Source organism: Nocardia higoensis (genome assembly GCF_015477835.1).
GTDB classification, from domain to species: Bacteria; Actinomycetota; Actinomycetes; order Mycobacteriales; family Mycobacteriaceae; genus Nocardia; species Nocardia higoensis_A.
This window is the reverse complement of record NZ_JADLQN010000003.1, coordinates 563,905-583,355: the sequence shown is the minus strand read 5'-3', so window position 1 is coordinate 583,355 and position 19,451 is coordinate 563,905. Positions and strand designations below refer to the sequence as shown.

Annotated in this window: 12 protein-coding genes; 1 reads left to right on the top strand and 11 read right to left on the bottom strand. The window is 68.6% G+C overall.

Annotated elements, in window-relative coordinates; all coding sequences use genetic code 11:
- The first annotated feature begins 142 nt into the window (after positions 1 to 142).
- The gene (locus IU449_RS20455; RefSeq protein WP_195003695.1) at positions 143 to 640 is read left to right on the top strand and encodes a peptidylprolyl isomerase; all 498 of its coding nucleotides are present in this window, start codon (positions 143 to 145) and stop codon (positions 638 to 640) included.
- 75 nt (positions 641 to 715) lie between these two features.
- Here the strand turns inward: IU449_RS20455 and IU449_RS20450 are convergent, their stop codons facing one another.
- The 11 genes from IU449_RS20450 to IU449_RS20400 all read right to left on the bottom strand — a co-directional run bounded on the left by IU449_RS20450 (position 716) and on the right by IU449_RS20400 (position 19,405).
- Positions 716 to 1,090, bottom strand: coding sequence for a hypothetical protein (locus tag IU449_RS20450; protein WP_195003694.1), 375 nt, complete (start codon positions 1,088 to 1,090; stop codon positions 716 to 718).
- A 293-nt stretch (positions 1,091 to 1,383) separates the two neighbouring features.
- Entirely contained in the window at positions 1,384 to 2,928 is a 1,545-nt protein-coding gene (locus IU449_RS20445) for an acyl-CoA carboxylase subunit beta (protein ID WP_195003693.1), read from the bottom strand.
- A complete protein-coding gene (pks13, locus tag IU449_RS20440; protein ID WP_195003692.1) occupies positions 2,925 to 8,204 on the bottom strand; it encodes a polyketide synthase Pks13 in 5,280 nt (1,759 codons plus the stop codon). The genes IU449_RS20445 and pks13 overlap by 4 nt, the downstream gene beginning before the upstream one ends.
- Before the next feature lie 112 nt (positions 8,205 to 8,316).
- Entirely contained in the window at positions 8,317 to 10,233 is a 1,917-nt protein-coding gene (gene fadD32 / locus IU449_RS20435) for a long-chain-fatty-acid--AMP ligase FadD32 (RefSeq protein ID WP_195003691.1), read from the bottom strand.
- Between the two features lie 192 nt (positions 10,234 to 10,425).
- Positions 10,426 to 11,445, bottom strand: coding sequence for an LLM class F420-dependent oxidoreductase (locus IU449_RS20430; RefSeq protein ID WP_195003690.1), 1,020 nt, complete (start codon positions 11,443 to 11,445; stop codon positions 10,426 to 10,428).
- A gap of 246 nt (positions 11,446 to 11,691) precedes the next feature.
- Positions 11,692 to 12,684 (bottom strand): cutinase family protein, encoded by a 993-nt coding sequence (locus IU449_RS20425; protein ID WP_228805436.1) that lies wholly within the window; start codon positions 12,682 to 12,684, stop codon positions 11,692 to 11,694.
- Complete coding sequence (locus IU449_RS20420) at positions 12,675 to 13,229, bottom strand: DUF732 domain-containing protein (RefSeq protein WP_195003688.1); 555 nt, start codon at positions 13,227 to 13,229, stop codon at positions 12,675 to 12,677. The genes IU449_RS20425 and IU449_RS20420 overlap by 10 nt, the downstream gene beginning before the upstream one ends.
- Positions 13,230 to 13,302: 73 nt before the next feature.
- Positions 13,303 to 15,054, bottom strand: coding sequence for an alpha/beta hydrolase-fold protein (locus IU449_RS20415; RefSeq protein WP_195003687.1), 1,752 nt, complete (start codon positions 15,052 to 15,054; stop codon positions 13,303 to 13,305).
- 395 nt (positions 15,055 to 15,449) lie between these two features.
- Complete coding sequence (locus IU449_RS20410; protein WP_267468365.1) at positions 15,450 to 16,487, bottom strand: alpha/beta hydrolase; 1,038 nt, start codon at positions 16,485 to 16,487, stop codon at positions 15,450 to 15,452.
- A gap of 454 nt (positions 16,488 to 16,941) precedes the next feature.
- A complete protein-coding gene (locus IU449_RS20405; protein ID WP_195003686.1) occupies positions 16,942 to 18,021 on the bottom strand; it encodes an alpha/beta hydrolase in 1,080 nt (359 codons plus the stop codon).
- 340 nt (positions 18,022 to 18,361) lie between these two features.
- On the bottom strand, positions 18,362 to 19,405 hold the full coding sequence (locus tag IU449_RS20400; protein ID WP_195003685.1) for an alpha/beta hydrolase: 1,044 nt from the start codon (positions 19,403 to 19,405) through the stop codon (positions 18,362 to 18,364).
- Positions 19,406 to 19,451: the final 46 nt, after the last annotated feature.

Genomic DNA, 19,451 nt, shown 5'->3' with positions numbered 1-19,451 from the left:
TCCCGGTAGCCCCGCCGCGACCGGCCGGGCGTGGCCGCCGACCACGGGGTTCGGCAGTGGTCCGGCAACTCGACCGCGACCCTCCGGCGAAAACTCGACCCGACTTGCAGACCGGTGCCGGGCGGGATGGAAAGGTGGGGGTATGACCAAGGTGAATCTCGAGACGAATTTCGGACCCATCGTTCTGGAACTGGACGAGGCCAAGGCGCCCGCCACCGTCGCCAACTTCCTGGAGTACGTCAACTCGGGCCACTACAACGGCACCATCTTCCACCGCGTGATCCCCGGCTTCATGGTCCAGGGCGGCGGCTTCGAGCCCGGCATGCGCCAGAAGGGCACCAACGCCCCGATCAAGAACGAGGCCACCAACGGCCTGAAGAACGACAAGTACACCGTCGCGATGGCCCGCACCAACGACCCGCACTCGGCCACCGCCCAGTTCTTCATCAATGTCGCCGACAACGCCTTCCTCAACCACACCTCCCCCAGCCCGTCCGGCTGGGGCTACGCGGTCTTCGGCAAGGTCGTCGAGGGCTCCGAGGTCGTCGACAAGATCGTCGGCGTGCAGACCGGTTCGGCGGGCATGCACCAGGACGTCCCCACCGAGGACGTGGTGATCACGTCGGCCACCGTGGCCTGATCGGCGAACAGCCGTGCTGTTCCGCCACCGTACGCGGTGGCGGAACAGCACGACCATGTCACTGCGGGGAAGAGATCAGGGCTGGATGAACATGCCCGGGATCAGATCACACCGGACGGGCAGGCCGAGCCGATCGTAGGAACCGGCCAGCATGCCGATGCCGGGACCGGTTCCGGTCTGGACGACGACCTCGACCCCCTCGTTGTATGTGACGGTCACCGGGCCGACGAACGGCGGCGCGAGCTGGAAGTACGTTCCGCCGATGGTGCCCGTCTTGGCGGCGTTCGGGTCCTTGATCGTGATCGTGCCCGGCCCGGCGAATGTGGCGGCGCCGGGGCAGCCCGAGGCGGGGTTCGCCGGAACAGCGGTATCCGCGCCGGCGATGCCGGGGGCGACCGTGGCCGCGCCTATACCGAGGAAGAATGCCGTACACAGCAGCCTGCGTGTCATGCCGATCCCTTCGTTCAGCTCACGGCCGATGTTTGCCGCGAGTTCACTGTGTCGATCGTCTGAGACTGTTCGTCCTGGCCGGACGGCCATTTCTCGCACGTGCTGGTAGTGAATACTGCGTGAGAGTCGCGAGGATGTAAAGACCGCCGCGCTCATGTTCCGAAGAGGCCACGGAGCCGATCCTGCCGCCCGCCCGGACGCGCTCGCGGCACGTCGGAAAGCGCCAGGACCGCCCGGCACTGTCGGGCGAGCGCGCGCATGCCATATGGCTCCCGCTGACGGGACAGGCCGACCTACAAGGGCAGCAGATGGTGCTTGCGCGGGTTCCTGTCCACTGCTTTGTCGCGCAGCAGGTGCAGGGCGCGGCGGATCTCCAGCCGGGTGGTGGACGGCTCGATCACGGCGTCGATGTAGCCGCGTTCGGCCGCCACCCACGGGGTCGCGACGGTCGCGTTGTAGAAATCGATCATCTGCTTGCGGACGGCGGCGCGCTGTTCCTCCGGCGCGGCTTCGATCTGTTTGCCGCCGATGAGACTGACCGCGCTCTCCGCGCCCATGACCGCGATGCGGGCGGTCGGCCAGGCCAGGTTGACATCGGCGCCGAGCTGCTTGGAGCCCATGACGGCATAGCCGCCGCCGTAGGACTTGCGGATCACCACCGTCACCTTCGGCACGCTGGCCTCGACATAGGAGAACAGGAACCGGCCGCCGCGCTTGATGACGCCGATCTTCTCCTGCTCCACGCCCGGTAGGAAGCCGGGGGTATCCACCACGAACACCAGCGGCAGTTCGAAGGCGTCGCACAGGCGCACGAAGTGGGCGGCCTTGTCCGATGCGCGGGCGTCGAGCGCCCCGGCCGAAACCATCGGCTGGTTGGCGACCACGCCGACGCTGCGGCCGTCGACACGGGCGAAGCCGGTGATGATGTTGCGGCCCGCGCTGGAGCCGACCTCATGGAAGTCGCCGTCGTCGAAGATGCGCAGCAGAATCTCGTGCATGTCATAGGCCGAGTTGTCGGAATCCGGCACGATCGAGTCGAGTTCGCGGTCGGTGTCGGTGATCTCCGGTTCCAGACCGGGATTGACGATCGGCGCGAGCTCCTGACAGCTGGTCGGCAGGAAGCTCAGATAATCGCGCACCCACTGGAACGCGGCCTTCTCGTCGGCGGCGACGTGATGGATATTGCCGTACTCGGCCTGGCTGCGCGCCCCACCGAGCTCCTCGAGGCTCACGTCCTCGCCGGTGACCTCGCGGATCACCTTCGGCCCGGTGACGAACATGTACGCCTCTTCGGTCGCCACCACCACGTCGGTGTTGATCGGGGCGTAGACGGCACCGCCCGCACACTTGCCCAGGATCATCGAGATCTGTGGCACCAGGCCCGACAGCGGCTCCTGCCTGCGCCCCAGTTCGGCGTACCAGGCCAGGGAGGTCACGGCCTCCTGCACGCGCGCGCCGCCGGAGTCGTTGATGCCGACGACCGGGCAGCCGACGCGCGCGGCGTACTCCATGATGTAGGCGACCTTGCGGCCGAACATCTCACCGACCGAACCGCCGTAGACGGTCTGGTCGTGGGAGAACACCGCGACCGGCCGGCCGTCGACCAGGCCGTGCCCGGTGACCACGCCGTCGCCGTAGAGCGCCGTCGGATCGCCGGGCTTGCGCACCAGTGCGCCGATCTCCACGAAGGTGCCCGGATCGAGCAGCATGTTGATCCGGTCCCGGGCGCTGGGAATCCCCTTCTGCGCCCGCTTCGCGACCCCCGCCTCACCCGCGGGCTCCTGCGCCTGTTCCAGGCGCGTGCGTAGGTCCGCGAGTTTCTCGGCCGTCGTGCTCACTGGTCCCCTTTCGCCTCCATTGCCACGAGCTTCGCGGCCAGGTCGGCACCGATCTTCCCGATCCGCGGTTCGTCGACGATCTGCAGATGATCTCCCGGAATATGCACGACCTGGAGGTTGGGAAGGTATTCGTCCCAGCCGCCGTTGGGCATGCGCTCGGCGAAGCGGGGCTCCAGTTCGATCATTCCGTCGTGGTAGCGATCAGCGAGGTAGAGCACCACGTCGCCGTCGTAGCGCGAGGGCGTGGTGCGGGCCAGGTGGCGGCTCTCCACCCAGGAGGTGCGCTGATGCTCGAGCACGCCGCCGGGAATCTTCGCACCGCTGATCTTGATCAGATCACTGATCATCTGGAACTGCTCTTCGTCGGACGCGGCGGCGAGTTCCTCGAGCTGCTCACGATCGAGTTCGCCGTCGACGCCGTAGGTCTTCTTCGCGAACGCCTGGTAGCGCTCGATGCGGCGCACCCGCTCCTCGGGGCTGTTGTCCTCGTTCTGCGTCGGGATGGCCAGGTCGATCAGACCGACCACGCGCACATCGGCGCCCTCGGCGCGCAGCAGTTGCGCGACCTGCAGCGCGAACACCGCGCCCAGCGACCAACCGTAGAGCACGAACGGGCCGTCGCCCTGGATGCGGCGCAGCTCGGGGATGTACTGCTTGGCGCGCTGCTCGATATCGCCCTCGACGCGCTCGAAGCCGTACATCGGTGTGTGCGCGGGCAGCCGCTTGAGCAGCGGCTCGTAGACCAGGGTGTTGCCGCCGGAGGGATGGAACACGAACACCGGCACGGCGTTCGAGCCTTCGGCACGCGGACGCAGCGGGCGGATGAAGCCCTCCACATCGTTGCTGTTGTCCTGCTGTTCGCGCACGATGTCGGCCAGCTGCTCGATGGTCTCGCAGTCGAGCACGTCGTCGACGGTGATCTCGGCCTTGATCCGTTCCGACAGCCGCGTCGCCAGCTTCTCGGCGACCTCCTCCTCGAGGATCGGCAGGGTGTTGAACACACCGCCCGCGGACTTGCCGGTGACGATCGCCCAGGTGGCGTAGGTGAGGCGTTCGGCGGCGTCGCGCGGGGGCACGTCGTCTTCGGAGACGTCGGCCAGCGCCTCACCGAAGGCGGCGGTCTCGGGATCGACCGGCAACTCCTCGACCACCGGTTCGACGGCGGCTGCGGCGACCGGCTCGGCGGCCACACCGGCAGCCTTCGCCACGGCGTCCGGACTCTCACCCGATTCGATCGCGGCGCGGGCGGTCTCGACGAAATCGGCGTCGATGACCACGTCTTCGCCCGCGGCCTGCCGCTCGGCGATGGCGGCGACCTCGTCGCGATGCTCGATCGCGTAGCGCAGCACCTTGGCGACCTCGGTGAGGTTCGCGTCGCGCACGGCCTGCAGTTGCAGCTGCGGAATGTCGAACTCGTACTCGACGCGGTTCTTGATCCGCATCGCCATCAGCGAGTCCAGACCCAGCTCCATCAACGGGATCTCCATCGGCAGATCCTCGACCGCGTAGCCCATGGACTCCGCGACGATCAGCGCCAGGCGGTCTTCGAGGGTCTGGGAACCGGTGGGGTCCCAGCGGTCGCCGTGGTTCTCGACGACCTCGGGCTCGGTGGACTGAGCGACGGTGGACTGTGCGACGGCGGACTCGGCGACCGGGCCCGAGGTCGGCAGCGGTGCGCCGGAGGTGACGACCGCGTCGAACAGCAGTCGGAACTGCCCGCCCTCGTTGGCGTGCACCTGCACCGAGGCGCCGCCGGGATGCGGGGTCAGCGTGGTGATCAACGTGCCCACGGCCGGGACCGCGGCGTGGGTGACCGACGCGCCGAGGCTCACCTCGGACAGCACCTGCGCGGCGGCGGCCCGCACCAAGGCGGCGGGATCGGTGACCGCGCCCGCCTGTACCTGCCACACGTGCCTGCCGTCGGGCAGCGCGACGTGCGCGCCCGGCGCCCGGCCCTCGCCACTGCCGCTCGACAGGCGGCTCTGGGGCCAGAACTCCTTGCGCACGAACCTGGTTCGCGGGACGTCGGCGTAGTCGCCGGCGGGCAGCAGCGAGGGCAGGTCGACGGCGTGACCGTGGACGTAGAGCTGGGCCAGCGCGGCGATCACACCGGCCGACTCGTCTTCCTTGCGCTTGAGCGTCGGGATCAGCTGGGCGTCGTGCAGACCCGCGGCGAAGGTGGTGCCGAGCACCTGCATGAGCGCCACCGAGTTCGGGGCCAGCTCGAGGAAGGTGGTGTGGCCGCTGTCCACCGCGAGTTTCACCGCGTTGGTGAAGTACACGCTGTGGCGCATGTTGGTGACCCAGTAGTCCTCGTCGTGCACGGGATCGTGACCGGCGCGGAAGAACTGCTCCTTACGCACGGTCGAGTACAGGCCGTGCCGCAGCTTCGTCGGCTCGATGCCCGCCAGCTCGGCGGCCAGCTCGCCCAGCAGCGGATCCATCTGCGAGGTGTGGCCCGCGCCGCGGGTCGGCAGGACACGGGCGAACTTGCCCGACTCCTCGACCTTCGCGACGATCGCCATCACCTGCTCGGACGGGCCGCCGATGACGGTGTTGGTCGGCGCGGCGTAGACGGCGACCTCGACCTCCGGGTAGTCGGCGAGCATGGCCTCGACATCGGCCGCGCTCAGCTCGACCAGCGCCATATTGCGCACGTCGGCGTCGGTGATCATGGCTTCGCCCTCGCCCATCAGACGCGAACGGGCGCAGATCACCCGCACGGCGTCCTCGAGGGTGAGGCCGCCGGCGATGTAGGCGCCTGCCACCTCGCCCATCGAGTGACCCACCACCGCGTCCGGCTGGGCGCCGTGCGCGCGCAACAGCGCGGCCAGGCCGATCTGGATGGTGAAGATGCCGACCTGCGAGGTGCCGACGTCGTAGTCCTGCGCGTCGTCGAGAATCATCTCGCGCACCGAGTACCCGGCCTCGTCCACGACGAGCTCGTCGACCTCGTCGACGGCCCGGCGGAAGATCGAATTCTCCTGGTAGAGCTGCTTGCCCATCTTCCGGTGCTGGGCGCCGAAGCCCGCGAGCACCCAGATCGGCGCCTGCGCGGCGGGGGCGTCGGCGGTGAACACGCCGGTGCCCGGCTTGCCCGCGGCGATGGCGCGCAGACCGGCGACGGCCTCGTCGTGGGTGGTGGCCAGCACCACGCCGCGCGAGCGCCAGTGGCTGCGCTTGGACAGCGAGCGGGCCACATCGGCCAGCGGCACGTCGCGACCGGCCTCGGACTCCAGCCAGTCGGCCAGTTCGGCGGCGGCGCGGCGGCGGCGCGAGGGCAGGTAGCCGGAGACGGCGAGGATCACCGGCAGCGGCTCGGTCCGCAGGGAGGACCATTCGGTGTTTTCGGCGGATTCGGCGGCGATCTCGGTCGCTTCGGCGACGACCTCCGCGGCCTCGGCCTCCACCTCGGAGACGATCTCGGTCACTTCGGCGAGCACATCGGTGCTCTCGGTGTCGGGGAGCTCGACGGCCTCGACAGCCGTGCTGTGCTCTACGGCCTCGTTGTTCTCCACGACCTCGGCGTTCTCGGCGACCGGCTCGGCGACGGCCTCGCGTACGCCCGCCGGCGTGTACTCCTGGAGTACGAGGTGGGCGTTCGTGCCGCCGAAGCCGAAGCCGGAGATACCGACCGTCGCGACGCCGCTGTAGCGCGGGTACTCGGTCGGGGTCTCGACGACCTTGAGGCGGGCCTGCTCGAACGGGATGTAGGGATTGGGGCCGGCGAAGTTGATGTTCGGCGGGATGACGTTGTGCTGGAACGACATCAGCACCTTCGCCAGGCTCGCCGCACCCGCGCCGGACTCCAGGTGACCGAAGTTGGTCTTGGCCGAGCCGAGCAGCGCGGGCTTGTCCGCCTCGCGGCCGCGGCCGACCACCCGGCCGAGCGCGTCGGCCTCGATGGGGTCGCCGATCAGCGTGCCGGTGCCGTGCGCCTCGATGTAATCGACGGTGGCGGGGTTGATGCCCGCGTCGCGGTAGGCACGGCGCAGCACCTCAGCCTGGGCGTCGGGGTTGGGGGCGAACAGGCCGTTGGAGCGGCCGTCGTTGTTGATCGCCGAGCCCTTGATCACCGCGAGCACCCGGTCGCCGTCGCGTTCGGCGTCGGCCAGGCGCTTGAGCACCACCAAGCCCGCGCCCTCGGAACGGACCATGCCGTCGGCATCGGAGGAGAACGCCTTGATGTGACCGTCCTTGGCGACCGCGCCGTTCTTCTCGAAACCGAGCGTGGCCACCGGGGACAGGATCATGTTCACCCCGCCCGCCAGCGCCAGATCGGCGTCGCCGTCACGCAGCGCGCGCACGGCCTGGTGCACCGCGACCAGCGTGGAGGAGCAGGCGGTGTCCACGGTCACCGACGGACCGCGGAAATCGAAGAAGTAGGACACCCGGTTGGCGATGATGCCGGTGGAGGCGCCCAGCAGGGCGTAGGCCTCCGCCGAGATCGGCAGGCTCGGGTCGCGATCGCCCAGGCCGAGCGCGGCGATGAGCTGGAAGTCCTGGGTGGAGGAGCCGACGAACATGCCGACCTGCGTACCCCTGAGCTCGCTGGCGGGGATGCGGGCGTGCTCGAGCGCCTCCCAGGTCAGCTCCATCATCAGGCGCTGCTGCGGGTCGACCCGTTCCACCTCGATCGGCGACATCGCGAAGAACTCCGCGTCGAAGCCCTTGACCACCTCTTGGTCCAGGTAGCCGCCGCGGGTGTTGCTCTCGGCGACCAGCTGGGCGGTGCTCGGATCGGACAGGAATTCCGACCAGCGGCCCTCGGGCAGCTCGCGGATCGCGTCACCGCCGTTGATGAGGAATTCCCAGGTCGACTCCGGGGTGTCACCCGCGCCCGGCAGCCGGGTGGACAGGCCGACGACGGCGATGTCGTGCGCCTCACCCGGGGTGTAGCCGGCGGTGTAATAGGCGTCCTCGCCCGCGCTCTCGGCAGGCTCGGGCTCGCCGTGCACGATCACCTCGGCCAGCGAGCCGATGGTCGGGTGCTGGTAGACGACAGTGGCGCTCAGCGTGACACCGGTGAGTTCCTCGATGTCGCCGCCGAGCGCCAGGGCGTCGCGCGAGGCCAGGCCGAATTCCTCCATCGGCCGGTCCACGGTGATGTTGTCCACCGGCTGCCCGGTGGCCTCGGCCACCCAATTGCGCAGCCACTCGCGCACCTCGGCCACCGACAACTCGGTGCGCGCGGTTCCCACCGCCGAGGCCGGCGCAGCGGCTCCGGTGGTCGCGGCGCGGTTCGTCTGCTCGGGCGTGCCCTCGTTGTCAGCCATCAATTCCTCAAGCTACTCGTCTGCGTACCAGGCGCGCCGCAAATCGGCGCTCGACCGGGACCGATTCCCCGCCGAGCGCCGACGACCAGCGGTCGAAGCTCACCCTTGCGAATTACTCTTCCGGTGCATCGGGGAAAGCCTGCTGGGTGTAACCACCCCGCAGCGTTCCCTCGAGATAAGCGGTCTTGCAGGCGCGGCGCGCGATCTTGCCGCTGGAGGTCCGCGGGATCGAACCCGCGGGCACCAACAGCACGTCACGCACGGTGACGCCGTGACGCTGGGAGACAGCCGCACGCACCGCGTCGCTGATCGGGCCGGGATCGGCCTTGCCCGCGCCCGGACCACGCTCGGCCACGATGACCAGCTGTTCGGAGGCGTCGTCGGCGTCGAAATTCAGACCCGAGTGGCTGCCGGATTCGAAGACCTCGGCGGGCAGCTGGTTGGCGGGCACCGAGAACGCGGCGACGAAGCCGGGCCGCAGCGCGTTGCTCGCCTCCTGCGCGGAGTACTCGAGGTCCTGCGGGTAGTGATTGCGGCCGTCGACGATGACCAGATCCTTCACCCGGCCGGTGATGTAGAGCTCACCGTCGAAGTACACGCCGTAGTCGCCGGTGCGCATCCAGTTCGCGTCCGCGGCGGTGCCCTCGGCGTGGCTGCCTTCGGCGACCCGCTCGGTGACCCGGTTGCGGAAGGTCTTCTGGGTCTCATCCGGGCGGTTCCAGTAGCCGATGCCCATGTTGTTGCCGTGCAGCCAGATCTCGCCGACCCGGCCGTCGGGCAGTTCGTGGCCGCCGCCGTCGCTCTCGACGGTCTCCGGGTCCACGATCACGGCCCACTGCGACAGCGCCACGTAGCCGCAGGAGACCTGCGCGATGGCGTTCTCCGCGCCCTGCTCCACCTTGACCATGCGACCCGCGTTGAGTTCGGCCCGATCCACGTAGGTCACCTTGGCCTCGTCCTCGGCCTTGGTGGCCGAGACGAACAGGGTGGCCTCGGCCATGCCGTAGCAGGGCTTGATGGCGGTCTTGGGCAGACCGTAGGGGGCGAACGCCTCGTTGAACTTCTTCATCGAGGACGTGGTCACCGGTTCGCTGCCGTTGATCAGGCCCAGGACGTTGGACAGGTCCAGGGTTTCGCCGTTGCGGGGCAGACCGCGCGCGGCGGCGTGCTCGAAGGCGAAGTTCGGCGCGGCCGCGAAGGTGCCCGCGCCGTCGGAGACCGCGGCGAGCTCCTTGATCCAGCGGTACGGGCGGCGCACGAACGCGCTCGGCGACATGATGGTGATGTACTTGCCGCCGACCGCGGGCAGGATCACCGTCAGCAGACCCATGTCGTGGAACAGCGGCAGCCAGGTGACCCCGCGCGAGTTCCAGTCCAGGTTCAGCGCGTCGACCATCTGCAGCAGGTTGGTGGCGACCGCCCGGTGGGTGATCTCCACGCCCGCGGGCACCCGGGTCGAGCCCGAGGTGTACTGCAGGTAGGCGATGTCGTCGATCGAGATGTCCGGGCGCACCCAGCTGTCCCCGACGCTGTCGGGGATCGCGTCCACGGCGATGATGCGCGGGCGCTGGGCGGCGGGCAGCGAGCGGAAGAACTGGCGCACGCCCGCGGCGGAGGAACCCGCCGTCAGGATGGCCGAGGGCTCGCAGTCGCCGAGCACGGCGTGCAGTCGATCGGTGTGGCCGGGCTCGTCCGGATCGAACAGCGGCACCGAGATGGCGCCGGCGTAGATGGCGGCGAAGAAGGAAACCACGTAGTCCAGGCCCTGGGGGGCGAGGATCGCGACCCGATCACCCGGCTTGGTCACCTGCTGGAGTCGGGCGGCCACCGCGCGCAGCCGGACACCGAACTGTTGCCACGTCAGCTCGTGCACCTCGCCATCGCGTTCTCGCGAATAGTCGATATAGCGGTACGCGAGCGTGTTCGCGTCGTTGCGGGTGTGCTTCTCGACGTGATCAACCAGGGTCTGACCCTCGGGAATAGTGATGTTCCCGGTTTCGTCCAGGTAGTCGTCGAAAGTCTCGTCCATTCCTTCTTCTCCTCCGAGGCACACGCAGCATGACGGCGACACCGCCGTTGGTATCTGTGGGGCCCCGACTCGCTTTCGCCCGCGGGTGCTCTATGTCGCAGAGTCAACCTGCAGATTTCATGCGGTCTGCGCGGTGACCGCCTTATCGGCTAGATGTCCTCAAACCAGGGTCATGTTACAGAGAAGACCCGCTCACTCATCCCTCAGCAGGGGGATGACAGGAGCGAATGCGTCCATCTGCGTGGGATAGATGCCGACGTAGGACATCGACGTGAGCTTGCGCACCCGTTTGATCTGCTCGGCGATCTCCTCGAAACTGCCGATCGCCACGTAGGGCGAGTCCAGCAATTCCTCGACCGTGAGCTTCACATCCACCTCGAGGTCGGGGGCCAGGCCCCGCTCCAGCGCGGACAATGCCATCTCGGCGGTCTTCTCCCTGTCGTCGGTGATGACGACTGCGGTGATCGCCCAGTTCAGTTCGATGTCGGCGAATCGGTCGCCTGCCGCTTCCCTGACCAGGTTCACCTTCTCGATCGCCTTCTCGAGGGTAATCCCCGAGAGCAGGCCCTTGCCGTTCTTTGTGGTCATCGGCACCACCGAGACGATGTCGGCGTGCTTGGCCGCCAGGCGCAGCATCTTCGGGCCGCCGCCGCCGGTGCACAGCGGCGGGCGCGGACCCTGCCGCGGGCGCGGAGTCCCCTTGACCCCGTCGACCTGGTAGTACTTGCCCGAGAAGGTGCACTCCTGGCCACGCAGCAGCACATCCAGGATGGTCAGGGTCTCGTCGAGCTTGGCCAGACGCACGCCCGGGGACTCGTAGGGCAGGCCCGCGGCGAGGAACTCGTCCTGCTTCCAGCCCGCGCCCACGCCGACCTCGAGGCGGCCCTTGGACAGCACGTCGATGGTGGCCAGATCCTTGGCCAGCACCACCGGGTGCCGAAAGCCGTTGGCCAGCACCGATGTACCGAGCCGGATCTTCTCGGTGGCCTGGGTCAGGGCGCCCAGCGCGGCGATCGGTCCGATCTGGTCGCCGAGGTGGTCGGGCACGACGAAGGTGTCGTAGCCGTACTCCTCGGCCTGCTGCGCCAGTTGAACGAACTTGCGAGCGCCGCCCTCCTGCTTGTTCCCTTCGCCCGCGGCCGCGAAACGAAACGGGCGCAGCGGCGTGCCCAAAGCGGTCAGCTCACCGGCCGGTGCGGCGGCTTGTGTCATGGATACATGCTCCTGGCTGTGCGGAAAATGCGGCTCGACGGCCTTCCCGGGATCGGGGGCCGGTCGCGATCACCAGCGCACTTTACAGCGTTCCGGTGATGTGTCGTGCGGTTGTCACCGCACCGGTTGGCCCGGCACAGAACCAGGGTTACCGGTGTTGTGTGAGCTCATGGTTGTGGTGGGTGGTCGAGGTTGTGCCGGTCGGGACTGCGGTGATCGGCGATGCGCTGGTCGGCAATGGCCTGATCAGGAATGCGGTGGATAGGGCGCGCCCTGGATCAGGCCGCTCGCCCAGTCCGCCGTCCACTGGGTGGCGGTCGTGCCGTTCTCGTCGACGGCGTAGGTGTTGTACAGCGCGTGCACCGGATTTCCGGCCGCGCGCACCAGGCTCAGCACGCTGGGAATCCAGTTCACCGGGCTCAGCGCCTGCCTGGGCGAATCGCAGATCATGTCGCCGGGCGCGCAGATGGTGTAGGTGCGCTCGGCAAGCTCGCCGAAGCCCGAGCGCGCGCCGGTCATGGTGATTCCCGGCACCTTCAAGCCGTTCAGCGCGACCTCGGCGCCCTCGCCCGGCGGCGGCGGGCCGATCTCGACGGCCTGACCCGGTCCGGACGCGCCGGTGCGCCTGCCGTCGGCGATCAGCGCGACGCCGAGCACCTTGTCGGCGGGCACCGGGCCCTCGCCCGCGCCGATCCGCTCGGCCACGTCGCCGACGATGACCGCGCCCTGGGAGAAGCCGGCCAGCACGTAGGTGGTCAAGGGACATTCCCGCGCCCGCTCGGTCAGCGCGGCGACGGTGCGCGTGGTGCCCTCGGAGCGGCTGTTGTTGTAGGACTGCTGCCCGTCCGGCGGGATCGCCACCGGATTGGAGAACTGGGCCACGTACGGCACGGTGTAGACGTCCAGGCGCTGCGCCGGGAACTGTTCGCGCAGCGGTCCGGTGACATTGAGCATCAGCGACAGCGGGTTGGCCGTCGGATTGCGCGGGTCGTCGGCGCTGCTGGATTCCCAGGTGCCCGGCACCGAGATGAGTTGCACGTCAGGGCAACTCGCCGGTTGACTGGTCGGCGGGCCGGGCGGCTGCGGTCCCGGACCGGGTACGCGCAGCCTGCCCGCCAGCAGATACCACAGCAGCACGATCACCGCGATCAGCAGCGCGGCGATCAACAGCACCGGCAGACATCCCACCGGCCGGAACCGGTGGGTGGTCGGCCGCCCGCGACGTGCGCTCACTGGCAGTAGGTCTGCTTGGCGGTGTCGATGTAGATCCGGCCTGCTTCCTCGACCGGCATCTTCGACGGATCGAAGGCCGCGTCCGAACCCGCCATCGCGTTGACGAAGGTGGTCAGGTCGCTCTCGGCGGCGCCCGCGGCCACACCCTGACAGACGTAGGTGGCGACGCTGAGCGCGATGTCCGGGCTGGAGGGCTTGATGCCCTTCTCCTCGAGCGCGGCCAGGTACTGCTTGTCCTTGTCGCTGAGGCCGGAGGTGTCGGCCTCGGGGATCTGCTCGTCCGGCACCGGCTGCGGCCGCTCGGGGGCGGCGGTGTCGGTCTGCTGCTCCGGCTGCTGCTCCGCCTGCTCCGGCGCGGGCGCGGGAGATTCGGGAGCGGGGCTCGCGGGCTCGCCCTCCGCGGAGCTGGAAGCGGCGGCCGACGAGGTCGCCGTGGTGCTCAACGTCGGCGTGCTCGACGCGGTCGAATCGTCATCGCCGCAGGCGGCGAGCAGACCGGTGGCCGCGATCGCCACCGCGACGCCGAAAACCTTTCCACGAATCCGGTGCATGTATGTGGTGTCCTCGATCTGTGCGCAAGGGGGTTCGGTCGGCCCCCAGGGTAGCGGCATCGACCGGAGCCGGTCAGACGGAGTGAATCTCCGCCTTGCCGTCGCGCACGGTGACGAACCCGGCCTGGAAGTTCTGCTGCACACCGCCGGAGACCGGGAATTCGTCACTGATCGGGAAACCGAGCCTGCCGTTCTCGAAGCCCTGGGACTGCCAGGCGTCCATGATCGGGCCGTTGCGCACCGCCCAGGCGCCCGACAACGGGCTCCAGTAGACGCTGCCGCCCTCGAACCGGCTGAACCGGCCCAGGTCCTTCAGCGGAGCCTCCTCCGCCGCGGGGAAGCCGAGCCAGCTGCTCTCGTATCCCATCTGCGCGAATTTGCCCAGGATCAGCCCTTGCACCCGGAACACCCCGGTGTTCGGGCTGTAGTAGAACGGCCCGCCCTCGAAGGCCTGCACCGCGCCCGCCTTGTTCGGCGTCTGGACCTCCGGACCGATCGGGTAACCGGCCGGGCCGCGCTCGTACCCCTGCTTGCCCCATTCGTCGAGGATCGCCCCGCGCACCACCTGCGCGCCGGTCTGCGGGGTCCAGTACAGCGCGCCGCGCTGGAAGGACTGCACCCGACCTCGGCCGTCGCCCAGATCGCGCTCACCCCCGGTCGGCAGGCCGAGCACACCGTTCGGGCCACCCGCGGCCTGGTAACCACCGCCGATCATGCCCGTGACCACGTGCGCGCCGCTCTCGGCCGAGAAGAACACCCGCCCGCCCCGGAAGTCCTGGGCCACCCCGCCGCGCACCACGTACTCGCTGGTGAGGCATTCGCCCAGCCAGCCGTTGCCCTGCACCACCTGCCCGATCGCGCCGCCGGGAGCGCACGCGGGCTTTTCCGGCTCCACGGCCAGCGCCGCCGCGGCCTGCGGCCAGGACTGCCGCATCTCGAAATCCCAGTACGGCCAGCTGTGGGTGCCGGAGGGGCGGTAGTTCACCGTCGCCGGGATCTTCAGCTCGCTCAGCCTGGTCACGAAGTTCTGGGAGGTCAGCCTGGACAAGATCTCCAGCCCGGTACCCGCGTAGTTGGTGCTCACGCCGGGGATGCCGGAGGCCTGGTCGAACGGCCCCGTGCTGCCGCTGCCGCTGGAGATGTAGAGGCTGACGCCCGCGAGCTTGTCGGCCAACAGATACGGGTCGTGCGCGGCCCACTCCGGGTTCGACGGCGGGCCCCACATGGCATCGGAGTCGAAACCGCCCGCGTCGCGCATGGCGAACCCGATGGCCTGCGGCATGCCCAGGGTCGTGGTGGTGAGGAAACCGGAGTAGGACGCGGCGTAGCGCGCGAACGACGGGTTTCGTCCGGCCAGGAACATCGCCGCGGTGCCGCCCATCGACAGCCCGGCCAGACCGCGTACGTCGGTGGCGCGCCACTGGCTCTCCAGCAGCGGCGGCAGCTCCTTGGTCAGGAAGGTCTCCCACTGGTAGTTGCGCCCGTTGTCCGGACGCAGCCAGTCGGCATAGAAGCTGGACTGGCCGCCCACCGGGAGCACCACGGTCACGTTCTTGTCGGCGAAGAACTCCGCGGCGCCGGAATCCTTGGTCCAGCCGCTCTCGTCGTCGTCGGCGCGCAATCCGTCCAGCAGGAACAGGACCGGAAACCTGGTGTCGGGCCTGGCATTCCAGTCGCGCGCGAGCAGCAGCTGCACCTGCACGGGGGCGCCCATGGCGGGCGAGGTGACCCACAGCGTCACCCGCCGGTCGTTCAGCCAGACCGCCTGCTGGACAGTTGCTGAGGAAGCCGCCGCCGTCGGCTGAGCGGCCGCTTTCCCACTCATCGGGGTCGTCGTGATCGCTGCCGGCAGCACAGTCAGCGCGGCGAGCAGGGCGAATCCACCGATGATCGACCGGACACCGCCACCGCGGCGCCGACTCGGCTTACTCCAAGCAAATCCGGCCACCCGCTGTTTGTACCCCGGTCGCAGCGGGATTCCGGGTAAGGCACGCCGCGTGTGAGCCAGCGGTGACCGGAACGGACACCTCCCGGAAGCGACGCGGCAGCCGCTCGTGTGGTGATATCACTCACAGCACGCGAGCGCTGCCTCCGCCCTCGACACTCGACGTCACCGGACGAACGAACGAGGCCGTCGCTTCCGAATTCGGAAGCGACGGCCTCGTGGTCTCGGCGGCCGGTCCACGCGGACCGGCCGATCTCAGACGGTGGGTGCGGTGGTCACCAGGCGCCGGTGGCGTCCAGGATGCCCTGACGCGAGTTCCACAGCTCCGACTCCCAGTACTTCCAGGAGTGCGTGCCGGTGGCCGGGAAGTTGAAGAACGCCGGGATGTTCAGCGACTTCAGGCGGACCTGGAAGGCGCGGGTGTTGACCAGCGAAAGCGCTTCCAGCGCCATCGCGTTGCCGGTGTTGAACACGCCGACGGCCGAGGCCGGGCGATCGTGCTGACCCGGCAGGCCGCTGGAGGCCGAGATGTACATCGGCAGGCCACGCAGCTGCGGCGCGAACACGAACGGGTCCATCCGCAGCCACTGCGGGCTCCACGGAGCGGCCATCGAGTCGACGTTGTAGCGGCCCGCGTCCAGCATCGCGATGCGGATCGCCTCACGCATGCCCGGCGCCGAGATGTTCAGGTAGCCGGAGTAGGACGCGGCGTACTTGAACTGATCGCGGTGGTAGGCGGCCAGTGCCAGCGCGGCGCTGCCGCCCATGGACAGACCGGCGACGGCGTTGTTGGTCTTGGAGACGCCGTATCCGGCAAGGAAATTCGGCAGCTCTTCGGTCAGGAAGGTTTCCCACTTGTAGGTGGTCTTCTGGCCGTTGGTGCTGGAGGGGGCGTACCAGTCGGTGTAGAAGCTGGACTCGCCGCCGACCGGCATCACCAGGGTGATGTTGGCGTCCTTGAACTGATCGATGGCGTTGGTCTCGAAAGACCAGGCGTTGCGGTCGTCGCGCGCCCGCATACCGTCGAGCAGGTACAGCGCGGCGCTGCCGCCACGCGAGGCCCACTGCACCTGGACCTTGATCGGGCCCATGGAGGAGGGGACCATCAGCTCTTCGTATCCACCGGCCGGCGCGCGCAGCACCGGGGCGTGCACGGGAGCGGCGGTCGCGACCGTCGGGGCCGCCACTCCGGCGGCGACCGGTAGCGCCAGCGCGGCGGCACCCACTGCCAGGATCCGATGACGCCAACCGCGAGGTGCGCCTCGCTTACCGGACGGGACTCTGTTCGGCGCGGCGGCCCTGCCGAATCGCATGAATGTGGCTCTCTTTCTGCTGTTGTGGTGTAGCCGCGCCGAGCCGACGCGGCACCACCCGTGCTGCCAACGAGACGCGCGTCACCACGCTCCGGCCCCGACAGTCCGGCGCTTGGTGACGGCGCTACAACGATCTGGTCACACTTGTGCTCGCGGAAGAATATTCGACCGGAGATTTCTCGGCAAGACCGAGATATTTCCGTTGGCCGATATCCCACAGCGCGAGCAGTGTGATCGTGCGGTGACCATACCGCGTTCGCGCCGCGATGTCGTATCGGATGCCGGATTGCGGTCGGCCCGATGCCAAGTCCCGCACCGGAATCCGCCGACGCGGGTGTAGCCGATCACTGTGCGCACGCGCCGAAACCGCTGTGCGCACGCGACCGAACCACTGGGCGCGCACGACGAAACCGCCGAGCGCCCTCGCTGCGCCCGGCGGTTGCCTCGCGTTGCGCTAACCGATATGCGCCGACATATCCGGCAACATCCTGGTGACCTCGTCACGCCAGTTGTTCCACGCGTGGATTCCGAATGGCGGGAACGAATACACCGCGTTACCTCCGCCCAAAGTCGCCATACGCAACTGGAACGAGCGAGTATTCGCCAGCGCGAGCGATTCGAGCATCATGCCGTTGAAGGTGCCGAAACTCGGCGGGTCCGAGGAGGTGGGCAGGCCACTGGCCGCCGCGATCCAGAGGCGGGTGCCGTTGTTCACCAGGTTGGGCGCGAACACGAACGGATCCATGCGCAGCCACTGCGGACCCCACGGCGGCGCCATCGAGTCGACGTTGTACCCGCCCGCGTCGAGCATCGCGGCCCGGATGGCCTCGCGCATGCCCGGTGCGGAGATGTTGAGGTAGCCGGAGAACGAACCGGCGAAGCTGAACTGATCCGGGTGATAGGCCGCCAGCGTGAGCGCGGCCGAGCCACCCATGGACAGGCCGAACGCGCCGTTGCGGTACGGGCTGAACCCGAGCCGGTCGCGCAGCGCCCAGCGCAGGTTGTCGGTCAGAAATGACTCCCAGGTGTAGCGATAGCTCTTGCCCGGACCACCGGCGAACCCGTTCAACCCGTTCGAACCCGTATTCGACCCGGTGCCCGCCGGAACGCCGAAGAATTCACTCGGCGCGTTCCAATCGGCGTAGAAACTCGACATACCGCCGACCGGCATCACCACATTGATGTTCCAGGAAGCCAGCAGCGCCGGGACATCGGTCTCGATTTCCCAGCCGTTGAGCGACTCCGGGGCGCGCATACCGTCGAGCGCATAGACGACGCGATTGGTATTGCCGTTCGCGGCGCGCAGCACCCGGGTTTTGATGGCGCCCATATCGGAATCGACCCAGAAATCGAACGCTCGCGGCTCGAACGCCGCCGAGGCCGCCGCTCCACCGCCTGCCAGCGAGACGCCGAAGGGCACCAGCAACGCGGTTGCCAGGCCGACCGCCCAGCCTCGCCGCCACGGAAGCGACGTGGACTCACGGTGCGCTCGGGACGCCCTCGGCGTCGCACGTTTCCAGCGGAGACCTCGCATACCATCGACCTTTCTCCGGGACGATCGGCAACTGCCGAGCTATCTTGCCGGTCGCCTCGTCCGCGTCCAGGGATGCGCCCGAGAGCGGATCGGACGTAGCGACCTCGGCACATTCTCTCCGAGTATCAATCGGCAACGAATGCTTACATGTTGCTGGAAAGTGATACCAGTCACAAGCAACCGACGCCGCCGCTACTGATTCGTTGCCGATCCGGTCACGGATTCCCCCGGTCGGAGGCATGAAAAAACCGCCCGCGGCGTGACGCCGCGGGCGGTCGTGGCCCCGCCCGCCGGGTTGCCGGGTGATCGCGCACCCGCCGCCCGGTGGTCGGGCAATCGGTCAGCCGATGTGCCCCGACAGATCGGGAATCATCCGGTAGACCTCGGTTTCCCAGTAGCGCCAGTTGTGCACGCCGACCGCCGGGAAATCGTAGGTGACATTGTTCGCGCCCAGGGTCGCCATACGGATCTGGAAAGCGCGGGTATTGGCCAGCGCCAGCGCTTCCAGCCCCATCGCGTTGAGGGTGCCGAAGCTCAGGCCGTCCTGCGCGGAGGGCAGGCCGCTTCCCGCGGAGACCCACAGGCGGGTGTTGTTGGCCTTCAGTCGGGGAGCGAACACGAACGGGTCCATCCGCAGCCACTGCGGACCCCACGGCGGCGCCATCGAGTCGATGTTGTAGCCGCCCGCGTCGATCATCGCGACCCGCAGCGCCTCACGCATACCGGGAGCGGAGACGTTCAGGTAGCCGGAGTAGGACGCGGCATAGCTGAACTGATCCGGATGGTAGGCGGCCAGCGTCAGCGCGGCCGAGCCGCCCATCGACAGGCCGAACACACCGTTGCGGTTCGGGTTGAACCCGAGCCGGTCGCGCAGCGCCCAGCGCAGGTTGTCGGTCAGGAAGGACTCCCACGTGTAGCGGGTGCTCTTGCCGGGACCGCCCGCCAGCATCTGCAGCGCACCCGAGCCCGACGAGGAGCCCGAGGCCGAGCCGCTGGAACCGCCGCCGACGCCCAGAATGGTGCTCGGGGCGTTCCAGTCGGCGTAGAAGCTGGACATGCCGCCGACCGGCATGACCACATTGATGTTCCACTTGGTCAGTTCGCGGGCGACTTCGGTGTCGATCTCCCAGCCGCTGAGGTCGTTACGCGCGCGCATACCGTCGAGCGCGTAGACCACACGGTTGGTGTTTCCGTCCGCGGCGCGGAAGATCCTGGATTTGATCGGACCCATGTCCGAATCCACCCAGAAGTCGAATCCGGACGGGTTGAACGCCGCCGAGGCGGTGGCTCCACCACCGGCCACCGTCACGCCGAGCGGCATCAGCACGGCAATCGACATCACCACCGCGCGCTTGAGCCATGCGCCGGCTCTTCGAGCTCGCATTTTCTTTTCGGCCTTTCCTTCGAGCGGCCGGACTCGACCGCGTCCG

What these genes read in the sequence shown, in the direction of transcription:
- IU449_RS20415 (WP_195003687.1), bottom strand. Translation starts at nt 15,054, where the DNA reads ATGAGTGGGAAAGCGGCCGCTCAGCCGACGGCGGCGGCTTCCTCAGCA.
- IU449_RS20410 (WP_267468365.1), bottom strand. Translation starts at nt 16,487, where the DNA reads ATGCGATTCGGCAGGGCCGCCGCGCCGAACAGAGTCCCGTCCGGTAAG.
- IU449_RS20405 (WP_195003686.1), bottom strand. Translation starts at nt 18,021, where the DNA reads ATGCGAGGTCTCCGCTGGAAACGTGCGACGCCGAGGGCGTCCCGAGCG.
- pks13 (WP_195003692.1), bottom strand. Translation starts at nt 8,204, where the DNA reads ATGGCTGACAACGAGGGCACGCCCGAGCAGACGAACCGCGCCGCGACC.
- IU449_RS20455 (WP_195003695.1), top strand. Translation starts at nt 143, where the DNA reads ATGACCAAGGTGAATCTCGAGACGAATTTCGGACCCATCGTTCTGGAA.
- fadD32 (WP_195003691.1), bottom strand. Translation starts at nt 10,233, where the DNA reads ATGGACGAGACTTTCGACGACTACCTGGACGAAACCGGGAACATCACT.
- IU449_RS20450 (WP_195003694.1), bottom strand. Translation starts at nt 1,090, where the DNA reads ATGACACGCAGGCTGCTGTGTACGGCATTCTTCCTCGGTATAGGCGCG.
- IU449_RS20420 (WP_195003688.1), bottom strand. Translation starts at nt 13,229, where the DNA reads ATGCACCGGATTCGTGGAAAGGTTTTCGGCGTCGCGGTGGCGATCGCG.
- IU449_RS20400 (WP_195003685.1), bottom strand. Translation starts at nt 19,405, where the DNA reads ATGCGAGCTCGAAGAGCCGGCGCATGGCTCAAGCGCGCGGTGGTGATG.
- IU449_RS20430 (WP_195003690.1), bottom strand. Translation starts at nt 11,445, where the DNA reads ATGACACAAGCCGCCGCACCGGCCGGTGAGCTGACCGCTTTGGGCACG.